Origin of the sequence: uncultured Microbacterium sp. (assembly GCF_963528945.1) — a bacterium.
Taxonomy (GTDB): Bacteria; Actinomycetota; Actinomycetes; order Actinomycetales; family Microbacteriaceae; genus Microbacterium.
Genome location: NZ_CAURWX010000001.1, coordinates 305,974 through 321,878, shown reverse-complemented (window position 1 = coordinate 321,878; position 15,905 = coordinate 305,974). Strand labels below are relative to the sequence as shown.

General features: G+C 70.9%; 10 protein-coding genes. 4 read left to right on the top strand and 6 right to left on the bottom strand.

Annotated elements, in window-relative coordinates; genetic code table 11:
• Positions 1 to 49: 49 nt before the first annotated feature.
• Together RWS82_RS01380 and RWS82_RS01375 are read right to left on the bottom strand one after the other, a co-directional pair.
• The gene (locus tag RWS82_RS01380; RefSeq protein ID WP_314646101.1) at positions 50 to 1,237 is read right to left on the bottom strand and encodes an ROK family transcriptional regulator; all 1,188 of its coding nucleotides are present in this window, start codon (positions 1,235 to 1,237) and stop codon (positions 50 to 52) included.
• A gap of 75 nt (positions 1,238 to 1,312) precedes the next feature.
• Positions 1,313 to 4,645 (bottom strand): family 20 glycosylhydrolase, encoded by a 3,333-nt coding sequence (locus RWS82_RS01375; RefSeq protein WP_314646098.1) that lies wholly within the window; start codon positions 4,643 to 4,645, stop codon positions 1,313 to 1,315.
• Positions 4,646 to 4,670: 25 nt separating this feature from the next.
• On the opposite strand from RWS82_RS01375, the gene RWS82_RS01370 reads away from it, so the two are divergent.
• Positions 4,671 to 5,075 (top strand): RidA family protein, encoded by a 405-nt coding sequence (locus RWS82_RS01370; protein WP_314646097.1) that lies wholly within the window; start codon positions 4,671 to 4,673, stop codon positions 5,073 to 5,075.
• Between the two features lie 90 nt (positions 5,076 to 5,165).
• Entirely contained in the window at positions 5,166 to 6,632 is a 1,467-nt protein-coding gene (locus tag RWS82_RS01365) for a L,D-transpeptidase family protein (RefSeq protein ID WP_314646096.1), read from the top strand.
• 79 nt (positions 6,633 to 6,711) lie between these two features.
• On the opposite strand, the gene RWS82_RS01360 is transcribed toward RWS82_RS01365, so the two are convergent.
• Entirely contained in the window at positions 6,712 to 8,931 is a 2,220-nt protein-coding gene (locus RWS82_RS01360; RefSeq protein WP_314646095.1) for an NADP-dependent isocitrate dehydrogenase, read from the bottom strand.
• A gap of 119 nt (positions 8,932 to 9,050) precedes the next feature.
• Here RWS82_RS01360 and RWS82_RS01355 point away from each other — a divergent pair, with 119 nt between their 5' ends.
• A complete protein-coding gene (locus RWS82_RS01355) occupies positions 9,051 to 9,509 on the top strand; it encodes a GNAT family N-acetyltransferase (protein WP_314646094.1) in 459 nt (152 codons plus the stop codon).
• A 128-nt stretch (positions 9,510 to 9,637) separates the two neighbouring features.
• Complete coding sequence (locus RWS82_RS01350; RefSeq protein WP_314646091.1) at positions 9,638 to 11,077, top strand: GH1 family beta-glucosidase; 1,440 nt, start codon at positions 9,638 to 9,640, stop codon at positions 11,075 to 11,077.
• A 3-nt stretch (positions 11,078 to 11,080) separates the two neighbouring features.
• Here the strand turns inward: RWS82_RS01350 and RWS82_RS01345 are convergent, their stop codons facing one another.
• Genes RWS82_RS01345 through RWS82_RS01335 form a run of 3 tightly spaced genes read right to left on the bottom strand, consistent with a single transcriptional unit; the run spans position 11,081 to position 15,720 of the window.
• Positions 11,081 to 11,905 carry a hypothetical protein gene (locus RWS82_RS01345; RefSeq protein ID WP_314646089.1) on the bottom strand — a complete coding sequence of 275 codons (825 nt, stop codon included), beginning with the start codon at positions 11,903 to 11,905 and terminating at the stop codon, positions 11,081 to 11,083.
• 39 nt (positions 11,906 to 11,944) lie between these two features.
• Positions 11,945 to 13,759 carry an ABC transporter ATP-binding protein gene (locus RWS82_RS01340; RefSeq protein ID WP_314646087.1) on the bottom strand — a complete coding sequence of 605 codons (1,815 nt, stop codon included), beginning with the start codon at positions 13,757 to 13,759 and terminating at the stop codon, positions 11,945 to 11,947.
• Positions 13,756 to 15,720, bottom strand: coding sequence for an ABC transporter ATP-binding protein (locus RWS82_RS01335; protein ID WP_314646084.1), 1,965 nt, complete (start codon positions 15,718 to 15,720; stop codon positions 13,756 to 13,758). The genes RWS82_RS01340 and RWS82_RS01335 overlap by 4 nt, the downstream gene beginning before the upstream one ends.
• Between the last annotated feature and the right edge of the window lie 185 nt (positions 15,721 to 15,905).

Genomic DNA, 15,905 nt, shown 5'->3' with positions numbered 1-15,905 from the left:
GTCTGCTGCGAGCGGAGCTCCGCGCCGTCAGGGCTCGGGGCGGTGAAGGTCACGAGACTCCCAGCTGGGCGGAGAGCACCATCACCGCGGCACCGCGGAGGACGATGTCCTCCTGCCGGGTGAGTCGGATCAGCGCGTCTTCGAACACACCCTCCAGCGTGCGGGCGTGCAGTGTCTCGACGGCGGCGTCGATGAGCACGCCGTCGAGCAGGTCGGCCGGGCCGGAGAGCACGACCTCGGACAGGTCGAGGGCGGCGACGATCGGCGCGATCGCGATGGCCATACGGGTGCCCGCGTCGCGTAGGAGCGTCTCCCGCCGGTCGGGCTGGGCGGCCAGGGCCTCGGTGAGCCGAGTCTCGCTGAGCCAGGCTTCGAGGCATCCGTCCTTGCCGCAGGCGCAGCGCGGGCCGCCGTCGGTCCCGACGGTCACGTGGCCGATCTCGCCCGCCGCGAACCGGCTGCCGAGAAGGGGCTGGCTGCCGGTGATCACACCGGCTCCGACGCCTCGGCCGATCTTCACGAGCATGAAGTCGGCACGTGCGTCGCCGAAGGTGTATTCCGCCAGGACGGCGGCGTTGGCGTCGTTGCGCACCAGCACCGGGAGGTCGAGGTCGGCGCCGAGCTTCGCCTCGAGGGCGAAGTCGCTCCAGCCGAGGTTCGGCGAGCTCAGCACGACACCGTCGGGGCGGACCACACCGGGGGTGCCGATACCCACACCGAGGAGGGGACGCGTCGAGGCCTCGACGAGCGCGCGGGCGAGCTCGAGCGTGGCGGCGTAGGCCGCGTCGCCATCGGGGGTCTGCGGGCGGGCGACCTCGCGGCGCTCGATCACATCTCCGTCGAGGGTGAGAACCGCTCCCCCGAACGAGGTCGGCGCCGAGAGGTCGAGGCCGATGATCTGGTGCCCGGCGCGGTCGATGTCGATGAGGATCGGGGGCTTGCCGGGGCCGGCGGTCTCGCGGATGCCCATCTCGACGACGATGCCGTCGGCGATGAACTCCGCCACCAGGTCGGAGATGGTCACGCGGGTGAGGCCCGTCTCACGCGAGAGATCGGCGCGGGACATCGCGCCGGCGTGGTACAGCGTCTGCAGCACGAGAGCGCGGTTGTGGCCCCGCGCGTGCTCGGGGAGGACCTTAGAGCGCGAGCGCAGATTCCTGCCCGGGCCGAATGCGTGCGCGTTCGCGTCGACCAACGAGGATGTCGACGCGGGGCGCGATTCATCGGACACAGGCATGTTTGTTAGTGAACCTTACGAACATGATTTACGCAACCCCGCACGCGGAGCCGCCGGAGGCCGGTTACCGAAATGTTACCTGCGTGCATCCGCCTCGCCCACCCCCTCCGATCGCTCTCGCAGACGGGCCACCAGCCCGTGCACGATCTGCTCCCGCGTCTCGCGCGTCATGGGCTTTCCCGGCACCCCCGGACGCCGCTGATCGGGAGTCGGGCCGTCCGGGGAACGGTAGCGCACACCCGCAGCCTGCAGGCGGCGCAGATGCGTCGGCAGGCGCCGGGCGAAGTCCGCGAACGACCCAGGGTCTCCCCCGTCCCACAGGCGCTCGGCCACCGCCGCGAGGCGCGGGAACAGCGCGAAGTCGACGCGGTCGCGCGTCGGCAGATGCTCGGTCCACACGTTGGCCTGCCCACCCACCGCTCCCTCTTCGACGCGCAGCTCGTAGACGCGCTGCAGGTCGAGCGGCGGCCCCACGCGGATCGGCTCCTCCGCCGACTCGGACTGCGGGTAGTCGAGGTACACGTGCAGGTCGGGGCACGCCACCACGGGGATGCCCCGCCGCACGGCCTCCCGCATCGCCACCGGTCCTCGCCACGCGAGGATCCGCACCCCGTCGGGGACGTCGCCCTCGAGCACCTCGTCCCAGGCCAGAGCCGTGCGCCCGCGGGAGCGCACATGCGCGACGAAGTGCCGCGTGAACCAGGGCTGCACGTCATGCGGGGTCGCCAGTCCGAGCTCGCGCATCCGCTCCGCCGCGGCAGGGCTCTCCGCCCATTCCGTGACCGGCACCTCGTCGCCGCCGATGCCGATCCACGGCGAGTCGAACACGTCGCACAACGCGTCGATCGCGGCGCGCCCGAAGGCGAGCGAGGCCTCGGTCGGGGCGAGCGTGCGGGGGTTCACGCCGAAGCGCTCCCACGGGCCCGTGACGGGTTCACCGACATCGACGTTGCCGAGCTCGGGGTAGGCGGCGAGCGCGGCCTGAATGTGCCCCGGCAGCTCCACCTCGGGCACCAGCGTGACGAATCGCTCCGACGCGTAGGCCACGAGGTCGCGCAGCTCATCGGTGGTGTAGAAGCCCTCGTGCACGCCGGATTCGACGGTCGCCTCGGGGCCGTGACCGCGCTGCGTCGCCGAGCGGCGAGCGCCGACCTCGGTCAGACGGGGGTACCCGGGCACCTCGAACCGCCACCCCTGGTCGTCGGTGAGATGCAGGTGCGCGACGTTCAGGTGATGGTCGGCGGCCAGGTCGATCAGCCGGCGCACGTCCGCGGCGGGGCGGAAGTGACGGGCCACGTCGAGCATCACGCCGCGCCAGGCATGGGCGGGCGACCCGCTCCAGGTGCCGGCGGGGACGAGGGCGTCGGTGGCCCCCGGCTCACGGAGCTGACGCAGCACGGTCGCGCCGCGGAAGACACCCGCGGCCCCGCCGCCGCGGATCTCCACCCCCCGCGCGTCGACGGTGAGGCGGAAGGACTCCTCGCCGATGCGCCCGCGCGCGTCGGCGTCGGCCGCGAGGTCGCCGTCGACCACGAGGCGGATCGCCGGGACCTCGGCGCCGAAGGCATCCGTCGACGAGATGCCGTTCGCATCGAGACGCTGCGCGGACGCGGCGAGCGCCTCGTCTCCCACGACGGGCGTCGCGGGCGCCCAGCGGAACCCCGGCGCGTCGACGTCGACGGCGACCCGCGTGCCGGGAAGCGTCGCCCGATGCGGGGGCGGCGGCATGCGCAGGGCTCCCCCGGGCGTCGCACCGGTCACGACACCGTCGTGCACGACGACGGCACCCGAGACCAGCACCTCGCGGATGCCGGTGGGCGGCGTGCGGGGCGCGTCGAACGTGGCCCCGGCGGCGACCGTGCGGGGGTCGAAGAGCACGAGGTCGGCCACGGCGCCCGTGCGCAGCACGCCGCGCGGCGCATCGCCGCGGTCGAGACCCAGCCGTGCGGCCGGTGTGCCGGCGAGGTGCTGCACCGCCTGTTCGAGGGTGAGCACCCCCTCGTCGCGGACGTAGTGGCCGAGGTAGCGGGCGAAGGTGCCGTGACCGCGCGGATGCGGGCGCGCACCGATGAGGATGCCGTCGCTGCCTCCCGTATGGCGCGGGTGCCGCATGATCTCGCGCACGTTCGCCTCGTCGCCGATATGCATGAGGATGCCCGTGGCCCCGCCGTCGGCGACGATGGTGTCGACGACGACATCGACCGGCCGCCGCGCCTCGGTGGCGGCGATCTCGGCGATCGTGCGGCCCACGAGGTGCGCCAGCCCGGGGTTCGCCGTGCCGGAGATCTGGATCTGGCCCCAGTCGGCGCGCTCCCCGTGGAAGCCGTCGCAGCCGATGTCCTCGAGCTCCGCCCGCAGCGCCTCTCGACCCGCGGCGTCGAGCCCGGCGAGGGTGGCGACGAGGTCTCCCCCCTCGGCCAGCCGACTGGGCAGGAGCGCCGCGAGCGTCGTGGCGCCGGGGAGGTAGGGGTAGGTGTCGAGCGTCACGTCGACGCCGTCGGCAACGGCCTCGTCGACGAGCGCGAGGAGCTCGGAGGCGCGCCCCCGGTTGGGCGCGAAGTTCATGGTGGCGTGCGTGAGGTGGATGGGGCATCCCGTTCGGCGGCCGATGTCGAGAGCCTCCCGATACGCGTCGAGCGCCGCCGCTCCGTAGCTGCGCGTGTGCGGAGCCCAATACCCGCCCCGCTCGGCCACCACCCGGCAGAGCGCCTCGAGTTCGGCGGTGTCGGCGTACATGCCCGGCGTGTACGTGAGCCCGCTCGACATGCCGAAGGCACCGTCGTCGAGCGCATCCGCCAGGAGTTCCCGCATGCGGGCGATCTCGGCCGTCGAGGCCGGCCGATTCTCGTGCCCGACGACCATCATCCGCAGGTTCCCCTGCGGCACGAGCACAGCGGCGTGGGCGACGGCGATCGCGTCGATCGCCGTCAGCATGTCGCCCACGCTCCGCCAGGGCGCGCTCGTCGGACCGTTCCACCCGGCGATCTGCGCGGCGACGACCGGGGCCGTCGCATCGTCGAGCGGGGCGTAGCCGAGACCGTCCTGTCCGAGCACCTCGGTCGTGACCCCCTGCAGGATCTTGGCGTCGTGGCCCGCCCCGGCGAGCACGGCGAGGTCGCTGTGGGCGTGCATGTCGATGAACCCGGGCGCGAGCACGAAGCCGCGGGCGTCGACCTCGACCCCGCCCTCGGGGAGCACGATGTCCGGCTTCGGCCGCCCGTCGGGCAGCACCGCGACGATGCGGGATCCCTCGATCACCACATCGGCGACATAGCGGTCCGCGCCCGTGCCGTCGACCACGGTGGCGCCGCGATACACGCGTACGCGCCCCCCGGCGGCCCAATCGGCACTGAGGACGAGGGGCTCCCGCACACTTCCGTCGACGGCATCCGGAATTTGTTGAGGCATCTAACAAGGCTACTAGTCTGGGTGCATGACCGCGAAGACCCGTATCTCCACCGACCTCGCCCCCGCTCCCGCCCACACCTTCTCGCAGGGTGTGCGCAAGGGCCCGTTCGTCCAGGTGTCAGGCCAGGGCCCCGTCGACCCCGACACGAACGAGTATCTCTTCCCCGGCGACGTCGCCGCGCAGACCACCCGCACGCTCGAGAACGTGAAGGCGATCGTCGAGGCGTCCGGCGCCACGTTCGACGACGTGGTCATGCTGCGCGTCTACCTCACCAAGCGCGAGGACTTCCCGATCATGAACGACGCGTACGGCGCATTCGTCGAGGCGCACACCACGAGCGGCGTCCTGCCGTCGCGCACCACGGTCTTCACCGGCCTGCCGCGCGAGGAGATGCTCGTCGAGATCGACGGCATCGCCATCGTCGAGTGATTCACCGGGGAGGCGGCGGGCGACCGTTGCCTCCCCGTTACATGCTTTCCCGTACGATTGTCAAAAGCCGACACGTTTGATGACCGGGGGGTGAAGTTCGTGACGGATGTGATCTCGACTCACGATGCTGCAACAGATGAGCGCGACAACGCGCCCGACAGCGGCATCGACGTGCCACCCACCGGCGATCAGCCGCTGGCCTGGGCACCCCGCGACCCCGAGCCCAAGAAGCGCCGTCTCGGCCTCTGGATCGGGCTCTCGCTCGGCGTCGTCGCCCTCGGCGCCGGAGCCGCCTCGATGGTGCTCATCGCCCCGGGTACGAGCGTCGCCGGGATCAACGTCGGCTGGATGACTCCCGGGGCCGCGGCCTCGACGATCGAGTCGCACCTCGCCGAGACGACCGTGACCCTGACCGGAGCGGGCGGCGACACCGAGCTCACCGGCTCCGACCTCGGCATGAACATGGACGCCGAGGCCCTCGCAGACGAGGCCTTCGCCTCGCGCCCCCTGTGGAACGTCGGGTCGTGGATGGGCGAGCCGCTCGCGGGCGAGATCTCGGTCGACACCGCCACCGCCACCGCGGTCCTCCGCGGCGCCGTGCCCACCAGCTTCAGCGACCCGGTCGACGCGGGCGTCGCGTTCGACGCGGCCAGCAACGCGTTCATCATCACCCCGTCCACACCCGGCACCGCGATCGACGTGGACGCCCTCACCGCTGCCGTCTCCGACGCCGTCGCCGAGGGCCGCAACAGCGTCGAGTTCTCCGGCGACCCCGTGGCCGCGGCACCCGCCGTCTCCGACGACGACGCCACCGCCACGGCGACCACGCTCAACACCATGCTCGGCACCATCGGCTTCTACGTCGGCGAGGAGCGAACGGTTCCCGTCGAGCCCGCCGTCGCCGCGACCTGGCTGAGCGTCGTGAACGACGACGGGGCTCTGCGCATCCAGACCGACCAGGCCGCGATCCAGGCCACCGTCGACACCCTCCCCGGGCTCGTCGACCGGGCACCCGAGAACGCCACGAACATCGTCGACTCCGCCGGCAAGGTGCTGCGCGAGGAGACGGTGGGCGTCAACGGGCGCACCGTGGGCGACACCTCGGGCGTCGCCGCCGGGTTCGCCGAGCAGCTCGCCGAGGGCAACGGCGTGTACGCCCTGCCCGTCACCGAGGTACCGTTCGAGTCGGTCAACCTGTTCCGTCGCATCGACATCAACCTCAGCTCCCAGCGTGCGACCCTGTACGAGAACGGCGCGGTCGTCAACAGCTGGGCCGTCTCTACCGGGCTCCCCGGTACACCGACCCCCACCGGCAACTTCAAGGTCTTCGCGCACACCGCGAAGCAGGACATGGGCTGCTACCCCGGCGCACCGTACTGCACCGAAGACGTGCCGTGGATCACCTGGTTCACGACCAACATCGGGTTCCACGGCACCTACTGGCACAACAACTACGGACAGCGCATGAGCCACGGCTGCGTGAACCTGCCGATCAACCTCGCGAAGTACGTCTACGACTGGTCGCCGGTCGGCCTCGAGGTCTCGGTCCACAACTGACCCAGCGACCTTCCGGCACGACCGGCGGGTACGAAGAAGGGCGGATGCCGAAGCATCCGCCCTTCGTCGTACCCGGGACTCAGCGCAGCGCGTCGACGATCCCGTTGAAGGTGGCCGACGGGCGCATGACGGCCGTGACCAGCGCGTCGTCCGGACGGTAGTAGCCGGCGATGTCGACGGGCGACCCCTGCACGGCGTTCAGCTCCTCGACGATCTTCTGCTCGTTCGCCGACAGCGCCTCGGCGACCGGGGCGAACGCCGCCGCGAGCTCGGCGTCCTTGGTCTGCTTCGCCAGCTCCTGCGCCCAGTACAGGCCGAGGTAGAAGTGGCTTCCGCGGTTGTCGATCGTGCCCAGCGCGCGGCCCGGGGAACGGTCCTCCTCAAGGAAGGTTCCGGTCGCGGCGTCGAGCGTCTCGGCGAGCACGCGTGCCTTCTCATTGCCGGTGCGGTCGGCGAAGTGCTCGAGCGACGCCGCCAGCGCGAAGAACTCGCCCAGCGAATCCCATCGCAGGTAGTTCTCCTCGACGAGCTGCTGCACGTGCTTGGGCGCCGATCCGCCGGCGCCGGTCTCGAAGAGCCCACCGCCCGCGAGCAGCGGAACGATCGAGAGCATCTTGGCGCTCGTGCCCACCTCGAGGATGGGGAACAGGTCGGTGAGGTAGTCGCGCAGCACGTTTCCGGTGACCGAGATCGTGTCGAGGCCGTGGCGCATGCGCGCGAGCGTGTAGCGGGTGGCCTCCTCCGGCGCCAGAATCGTGAGGGTCAGGCCGTGGGTGTCGAGCAGGGCGAGACCCTGGTGCACCTTCGCGATGATCTGCGCGTCGTGCGAACGGTTGGCGTCGAGCCAGAACACCGCGGGGGCGCCGGTGGCACGGGCGCGCGAGACCGCGAGCTTGACCCAGTCCATGACGGCGATGTGCTTGGTCTGCGTGGCACGCCAGATGTCTCCGGCGCCGACCTCGTGCTCGATGAGCGCGTTGCCCTCGCTGTCGACGATCTGCACGACACCCGCGGTGGCAATCTCGAACGTCTTGTCGTGGCTGCCGTACTCCTCGGCCGCCTGCGCCATCAGGCCGACGTTCGGAACGGTGCCGATGGTGGCGGGGTCGAGCGGGCCGTTGGCGATCACGTCGTCGATCACGGCCTGGTAGACGCCCGCGTACGACGAGTCGGGGATGACCGCGATCGTGTCGTCCTCGCCGCCGTCCTGGCCCCAGAGCTTCCCCCCGTTGCGCACGAGCGCGGGCATCGAGGCGTCGACGATCACGTCGCTCGGCACGTGCAGGTTGGTGATGCCCTTGTCGGAGTTGACGTACGACAGGCGCGGCCCCTCGGACACGGCCTTGTCGAACGCGGCGGCGATGGCGTTGCCGTCGGCGAGCTGCGACAGACCGGCGAGGATCGAACCCAGACCGTCGTTGGGGCGCAGGCCCGCGGCGGCGAGCTGCTCGCCGTAGGTCGCGAACACGTCGGCGAAGAACGCCTTCACGACGTGACCGAAGATGATCGGGTCGCTGACCTTCATCATCGTCGCCTTGAGGTGCACCGAGTACAGCACGTCGTCGGCCTTCGCCTGCTCCAGCGTCTCGGCGAGGAAGGCGTCGAGCGCTGCGGCCGAGAGGAAGGTCGCGTCGATGATCTCGCGCGGCAGGACCTTGAGGCCCTCCTTCAGCACGGTGACGGTGCCGTCGGTGGCGGTGAGGCGGATGCTCAGCACGTCGTCGGATGCGGCGACCCAGGACTTCTCGTTGGACTTGAAGTCGTCGTGACCCATGGTGGCGACGCGCGTCTTCGACCCCTCGGCGAAGGGCTTGTTGCGGTGCGGGTGCTTCTTCGCGTAGTTCTTCACCGCGAGCGGGGCGCGCCGGTCGCTGTTGCCCTCGCGCAGCACGGGGTTCACGGCCGAGCCCTTGATGCGGTCGTAGCGGGCACGCACGTCCTTCTCCTCGAGCGAGGAGGGGTCGTCGGGGAAGTCCGGGATGTCGTAGCCGGCCTTCTGCAGCTCGGCGATGGCCGCCTTCAGCTGGGGGATGGATGCCGAGATGTTCGGCAGCTTGATGATGTTCGCCTCGGGCAGCGTCGCGAGACCGCCCAGCTCGGCGAGGGCGTCCCCCACCTGCTGTTCGGGAGCGAGCTTCTGCGGGAACGCGGCGAGGATGCGTCCACCGAGCGAGATGTCGCGGGTTTCGATGTCGATCCCTGCCTGGCCGGTGAAGGCCTGCACGATCGGCAGCAGGGAAGCGGTCGCGAGAGCGGGTGCCTCGTCGGTGTAGGTGTAGATGATGGCGTCGTCAGTCACCGGATGATCTCCGTTCACGAGGGCGATTTGTCTCGATACCAAGATACCTGAGCGCTTCTCCGCGAGAAATCTGGCGACGAGCGCGTGTGCCCCCGCAGACGAAGGGCTAGCCTGGGGTCATGTCCGAACTGCGCATGGTCGAACTCTCCGCCGCGACGATCGTCGCCGTGAACAACCTGTCGCTCAAGCCCGGGCAGGAACAGTTCCTCGCCCCGGTCTCGTACGGGATCGCGGCGACCGTGATCAACCCGGCGACGTCGTGGCAGCGCGTCGTGCTCGATGGCGATGCCGTGGTGGGCTTCGTCAGCGCCAACTTCGACGCCGAGGCCCCCGAGGAGCACTTCCGCTCGGTGCTCTGGCGCATCAACGTCGACGCCGACGACCAGGGCCGCGGCGTGGGCCGGTTCGCCGTCGAGCAGCTGATCGACGAGGCCCGCGAGCGCGGCTTCGACCATGTGAACGTCATCTACGAGGCCGGAGACGACGGCCCCGAGGCGTTCTTCCTACGCGTCGGCTTCACCCCCGTCGGCGAGACCGAGTACGGCGAGGTCATCGCCTCCATCCGCGTCGCCGCCTGAGACCGGCGGCGGGGTCTCGAATCCCCTCCCCCATCGAGACCCCGTCGCCCTCGGCGTGCCACCGCGACAGTGACCGCCCCCGACGGGCGCGCCGAGACCTGCACCGTCGACCTCGAGGAGATCACCGCATGACCGCGCCGTCCACGCCGCACGACGACTACCGGGGCTCGGGCCTCGTCTTCCCCGAGGGGTTCACGTTCGGGTCGGCCACCGCGGCCTTCCAGATCGAGGGCGCCGCGGCCGAAGACGGCCGCACGCCATCGATCTGGGACACCTTCAGCCGCACGCCGGGGAAGGTCTGGAACGGCGACACGGGCGACGTGGCCTGCGACCATTACCATCGCGTCGAGCAGGACCTCGACCTCATGTCCGATCTCGGGCTGCAGGCGTACCGCTTCTCGATCGCCTGGCCGCGCATCGTGCCGACCGCCTCCGGCGAGGTGAACTCCGCGGGCGTCGACTTCTACTCGCGCCTGGTCGACGGGCTGCTCGACCGCGGGATCCGCCCGGTGGCCACGCTCTACCACTGGGACCTGCCGCAGTACCTCGAAGACGCAGGCGGCTGGACCGCGCGTGCGACCACCGACGCGTTCGAGCGCTACGCCGAGATCATGGGTGCGGCCCTGGGCGACCGGGTGCACACGTGGACCACCCTCAACGAGCCGTGGTGCTCGGCCTACCTCGGATACGGCCAGGGCGGCCACGCGCCGGGCCGCCACGAGCCCGCCTCGGCCCTCGCGGCGGTGCATCATCTGAACCTCGCGCACGGACGCGCGGTGCAGGCGCTGCGCTCCACGTCGACGGGTGACCCGGACTACTCGGTGACGCTGAACTTCCACGTGCTGCGCGGCCAGGGCGACGGCGCGGACGAGGCGATGCGCCGCATCGACGGGCTCGCGAACCGGGTCTTCACCCAGCCGATGCTGCGCGGCGAGTACCCCGCCGACGTGATCGCCGACACGGCAGCGGTGAGCGACTGGGCCTTCGTGCAGGACGGCGATCTCGACGCCATCCGTCAGCCCATCGACGTGCTCGGGGTCAACTACTACTCCACCGCGACCGTGCGGATGTGGGACGGCGTCTCGCCGAAGCAGCAGAACGACGGACACAAGGGCGTCGAGGGCGGCACGGCCTGGCCGGGCAGCGATGAGGTGGTCGAGTTCGTCGCGCAGCCCGGCCCGTACACCGCGATGGGGTGGAACATCGCGCCCGAGGGCCTGGAAGAGCTGCTCGTGTCGCTGTCGGAGCAGTTCCCCGAGCAGCCGCTGATGGTCACCGAGAACGGCGCGGCATTCGATGACGTCGTCGCCGACGACGGCAGCGTGCCCGACCCCGAGCGCACCGACTACCTGCGCCGGCACTTCACCGCCGCGCACCGCGCCCTGGAGCGGGGGGTCGATCTGCGCGGCTACTTCGTGTGGTCGCTGCTCGACAACTTCGAGTGGGGATACGGCTACGCCAAGCGGTTCGGGATCGTGCGCGTCGACTTCGAGACCCTGGAGCGCACCGTCAAGGACTCGGGCCTCTGGTACCGCGAGCTCGTGCGCACGCGCACCGTCACCGGCTGACCGCTACCGGCGCGGCGGACGGGGGCCGTCGGGGTCGCGCGGGCGACGCCGGGCGTTCCACGCCGCGAGGGCCGACGCCGCCGCCCGCGCGGTGCGATCGATCGCCTCACTCGATCGCGTGAACGCCTCCTGGGCCGCGTCCTGCCATCCCGCCGCGGCGCCGGACGCGCCGTCGGGGTGGCGCGCGGCGTACTCCGCGACGTCGAGCGCCCTGGCCAACCGTGCGACGGCGTCGCGATACGCGGAGTACTCCGCCGGCGTCGGCGCGTCTCCGGCGTACCGGCGGGCCTCCGCCGCCTCCCCCGCGGCGCGCAGATACGCGGCGGTCGCGGGTTGCCGCGCATCCGACATCGCCGGGTACGCGATCTGCAGTGCGGCGTCGGTCTCGTACTGCATCCACCGCGCCACCACGGCATCGTGCTGCGCCCGCAGACGGTCGAGCGGCCGGGGAGCGGATGCCGGGGGCACCGACGCTCTGGCGGCGCTGAGCAGTGCGCTGCGGGCCCGCACGTCGGCGACGGCGGCCTTGGCCGCGCGCTCGGCGTCGCGGAGCATCCGCTTCGCACTCGCCACCTGCTCCGGCGATGCCCGTCGCGCCCCGCGCTCCGCGGCGATGTGCGCGTGCTCCGCCCGGGCGACCCGCACGGCCGACCGTCGCTCGATCACCGTGGCGCGCGCCGTGCACAGGTCATGGCGCGCCGCGTCGACGGCGATGCGGCGTCCGCTGCGCGTGCTGCGCCGCCGCACCGCGAGCGCACCGGCGGTGAAACCGCCCGCGCCGACGGCGGCGGTCCACCACCATTCGCCGAGGAGCAGCAACGGGTCCATGATCCGATGCTATCGACCCCGGCGAGCGGTGCGCGTCGGTCAGACGAGCGTCTCCTGCCAGGCGGCGTGCAGCTGCGCGAACTTGCCCGTGCCGCCGATCAGCGCGTCGGGGGTGTCGTCCTCGATGATGCGCCCGTGCTCCATCACGAGCACCCGGTCGGCGATCGCCACGGTCGAGAGACGGTGGGCGATGATGATCGCCGTCCGATCGGCGAGCAGCGTCTGCAGAGCCTCCTGGATGAGGCGCTCCGACGGGATGTCGAGCGACGCCGTCGCCTCGTCGAGGATCAGCACCGACGGGTCGGCGAGGAACGCGCGGGCGAACGAGATCAGCTGGCGCTGTCCCGCCGAGACCCGGCCACCGCGCTTGTTCACGTCGGTGTCGTAGCCGTCGGGCAGCGCCTCGATGAAGGCATCCGCTCCCACCGCCCTCGCCGCCGCGCGGATCTCGTCGAGCGTCGCGTCGGGCTTGCCGAGCGCGATGTTGTCGGCGACCGTGCCGCTGAACAGGTAGGCCTCCTGGGTGACCATGACGATCGCGCGCCGCAGGTCCTTCGGGTGCAGTGCCCGCAGGTCGACGCCGTCGAGCGTGACGGTGCCGGCGGTCGGGTCGTAGAACCGCGAGATGAGCTTCGCGAGCGTCGACTTGCCCGCACCGGTGGTGCCGACCAGCGCAATCGTCTGCCCGGCCGGGATGTCGAGCGAGAAGTCCGGCAGGATCGTCGTCTCGTCGTTGTAGCCGAACGTCACGCCGTCGAAGCGCACGTGCCCGCGCGACTCCCAGAGGTCGACCGGCTTCTCGGGGTCGGGAACCGTCGGCACCTCTTCGAGCACGCCGGAGACCTTCTCGAGGGCGGCGGTGGCCGACTGGTACGAGTTCAGGAACATCGCGATCTCCTGCATGGGAGCGAAGAAGTTCCGCACGTACAGCACGGCCGACAGCAGCACGCCGACGGTGAGCGCGCCCTCGGCCACCCGCACACCGCCCCACAGCACGACGATGCCCAGGGTGAGCGCGGCGACGCCCATGAGGCCGGGCTCGAATGTGCCGAACAGCATGAGCGAGCGACGGTTGACGTCGCGGTACTCACCGGCGACCTTCTGGAAGGCGACGTCGTTGCGGGGCTCCTTGCGGAAGGCCTTGACGGCGCGGATGCCGGTCATCGTCTCGACAAACTGCACGATCACCTGCGCGCTGATCACGCGGGACTCGCGGAACACGAGCTGGGAACGGGAGTAGAACCAGCGCATCAGGAAGAAGAGCGGCACGCCGGCGATCGCGAGGATGAGCCCCGACTGCCAGTCCCAGATGCAGAGCGCGATGAAGGTGAACAGCCCGAACAGCACGCCGGAGACGAGCTCGTTCAGCCCACCGTCGAGCAACTCCTTGATCGAGTCGAGGTCGCTCGTCTGCCGCGAGATGATGCGGCCCGACGTGTACGACTCGTGGAACTCCAGGCTGAGGCGCTGGGTGTGCAGGAAGATGCGCTTGCGCAGGTCGAGCAGCACCGCCTGCGTGAGCTTCGCGGCGATGATGACGTACCAGGCGATGAGCACGGCGGCCAGCACTCCCGCGAGCAGGTAGATGCCGCCGATCAGGAACGTCGGCATCCAGTCGGCTCGCTCGAGCACGGCGGGCAGCGCCCGGTCGAGTCCGACGCTGATGAGGATGGGGCCCGCGACCTGCAGCGCCGTCGATACGACGAGCACGGCCGCGGCCAGCACGATGCGCGCCTTGAGCGGTCGCACGAGCGACCCCAGCAGGCGCAGCGAACGGCGGCGGATGGCCCGGCTCTCCTCCTTCGTGTACCGGGAACGGTCCTCGTCCTGGGTTCCGGTGAGAGCGGTGCTCATGGGCGCACCTCCTTCTCGGTGATCAGTTCTTCGCCGGCGTGATCGCCCTCGGCGCGGTGGATGCCCTCGTCGATCACGACACCCGGGTCTTCGGTCACGGCGTCGTCGTCCGCGGCGGCGGGCGGCGCCCCGACGATCGGGATGGCGCCCGTGCGGGCGGCCTCCTCGGCCTCGAGGCTCGAGATGACGTGCCGGTAGTGGCGGCTCGATCGCAGCAGCTCGCTGTGCGTACCGACGGCGGTCACGCGACCGTCCTGCAGCAGGGCCACACGATCCGCAAGCGCCACGGTCGAGGGGCGATGCGCGACGATCAACGCGGTGGTGTTGGCGAGCACGTGACGCAGCGCCTCCTCGACGAGCGCCTCGGTGTCGACGTCGAGGGCCGACAGCGGATCGTCGAGTACAAGCACCCGCGGCTTCGCCGCGACCGCACGCGCCAGGGCGAGGCGCTGACGCTGGCCGCCGGAGAGACTCAAGCCCTCCTCGCCGATCACCGTCTCGGTGCCGTCGGGCAACGCGTCGACGAACGACGCCTGTGCCACGTCGAGGGCCTCGCGCATCACGCGCTCCCCCTCCTCGCTGTGCGGGTCGAGCTCGGCGCGGCCGAGCAGCACGTTCTCGCGGACCGATGCCGAGAACAGCGTCGCATCCTCGAAGGCCATCGCGACGTGCCGACGCAGCTCGGCCAGCGGGAGATCGCGCACGTCGACCCCGTCGAGCGTCACCCGGCCGCCCGTCACGTCGTACAGGCGCGTCGGCAGCGTCGTGAGCGTGGTCTTGCCGTTGCCGGTGAGACCCACGAGCGCCATCGTCTCACCGGGACGCAGCACCAGGTCGATGCCGTCGAGCAGGTCGCGCTCGCGCGCGGGAGCATCCTGATAGCGGAATCGCGCGCCCTCGAACGCCAGCTCGCCGCGCGGCTCGGCGAGGTGCACCGGATGCTCGGGATCGGCGATCGTGTTCGTCTCGGAGAAGATCTCGAACACGCGGTCGGTCGCGGTGCGCGCGTCGAGCATGAACGAGAACAGGAACCCGATCGATTCGATCGGCCACCGCAGCACCGTCGCCATGGCGAAGAACGCGAACAGCTCCGGAAGCTCGATCGCGCCCTGCGAGATGAGCCAGATGCCCGACATGAGGCTCAGCCCGAAGGCGATCTGCGGCATGAGGTCGAGCCAGAACCAGATCGATGCGATCGCCGAGGCCTTGCTCATCTCGGTCTCGCGCAGCGTCTCGGCCTGTCGGCTGAAGCGCCGGAGAGCGTGCGTGCCCCGACCGAACGCCTTCAGCACCCGGATGCCGTGGACGCTCTCCTCGACGCTCGTCGCGAGGTCGCCCGCCTGATCCTGCGAGCGACGGGTGAGCGCGCCGTACCGCTTCTCGAACAGGTACCCGCGGATCCACAGCGGAATTGCCGTGACGATGAAGATCGTGCCCAGCAGCCAGTGCCACCGGAACAGCAGGGCGGCGCCGATGATGATGGTGAGGACGTTGACGACGAGGAGCACGAGGCCGAACGCCAGCCACCGGCGGATGAGGCTGATGTCCTGCATCATGCGGCTGAGCAGCTGACCCGACTGCCACCGGTCGTGGAAGGCCACCGGCAGCGTCTGCAGCCGCGCGTACAGCTCGGTGCGCATGCGGTACTCGACCTCGGTCGAGGGCTTCAGCACGAACTGGCGGCGCAGGAACACCATGAGCGCCTCGCCCAGAGCGAGGCCGAGCACGGCCACGGCCCCCCAGACGATCGCGCCGAGCTCGCCGGACTGCACCGGTCCGCGGATGATCTGCTCGAGCACGATCGGGATCATCAGAGCGATCACGGCGGCGGCGAGCGCGCTGGCCGCTCCCCCGGCGAGACGCCAGATGACCGGGCGCACGAAGGGCTTCAGCCGCCACAGCGCGGCGACGGTGGAGAGCGAGGAGGACGGCGGGGGATTCTGCGGAGACGAGGAGGACATGACTCTCAGATGCGTGGGGCGGGGCGGGAGACGATCACACGGCCGGGACGGTCGTGATCGCGGAGGAGAAGCGGGAGCGGTGGCAGAGGACCGCTGCGAACGACGGGGGCGCGGCGCGACGCTAGTGCCGCGTCGTCGCGGGAGCGGGCACCCGGGCCGTGCCGAGAGCGGCGGGCCGTGCGACG

Coding starts and splice junctions, on each gene's coding strand:
- RWS82_RS01380 (WP_314646101.1), bottom strand. CDS start 1,237: ATGCCTGTGTCCGATGAATCGCGCCCCGCGTCGACATCCTCGTTGGTC.
- RWS82_RS01375 (WP_314646098.1), bottom strand. CDS start 4,645: ATGCCTCAACAAATTCCGGATGCCGTCGACGGAAGTGTGCGGGAGCCC.
- RWS82_RS01370 (WP_314646097.1), top strand. CDS start 4,671: ATGACCGCGAAGACCCGTATCTCCACCGACCTCGCCCCCGCTCCCGCC.
- RWS82_RS01355 (WP_314646094.1), top strand. CDS start 9,051: ATGTCCGAACTGCGCATGGTCGAACTCTCCGCCGCGACGATCGTCGCC.
- RWS82_RS01350 (WP_314646091.1), top strand. CDS start 9,638: ATGACCGCGCCGTCCACGCCGCACGACGACTACCGGGGCTCGGGCCTC.
- RWS82_RS01345 (WP_314646089.1), bottom strand. CDS start 11,905: ATGGACCCGTTGCTGCTCCTCGGCGAATGGTGGTGGACCGCCGCCGTC.
- RWS82_RS01335 (WP_314646084.1), bottom strand. CDS start 15,720: ATGTCCTCCTCGTCTCCGCAGAATCCCCCGCCGTCCTCCTCGCTCTCC.
- RWS82_RS01340 (WP_314646087.1), bottom strand. CDS start 13,759: ATGAGCACCGCTCTCACCGGAACCCAGGACGAGGACCGTTCCCGGTAC.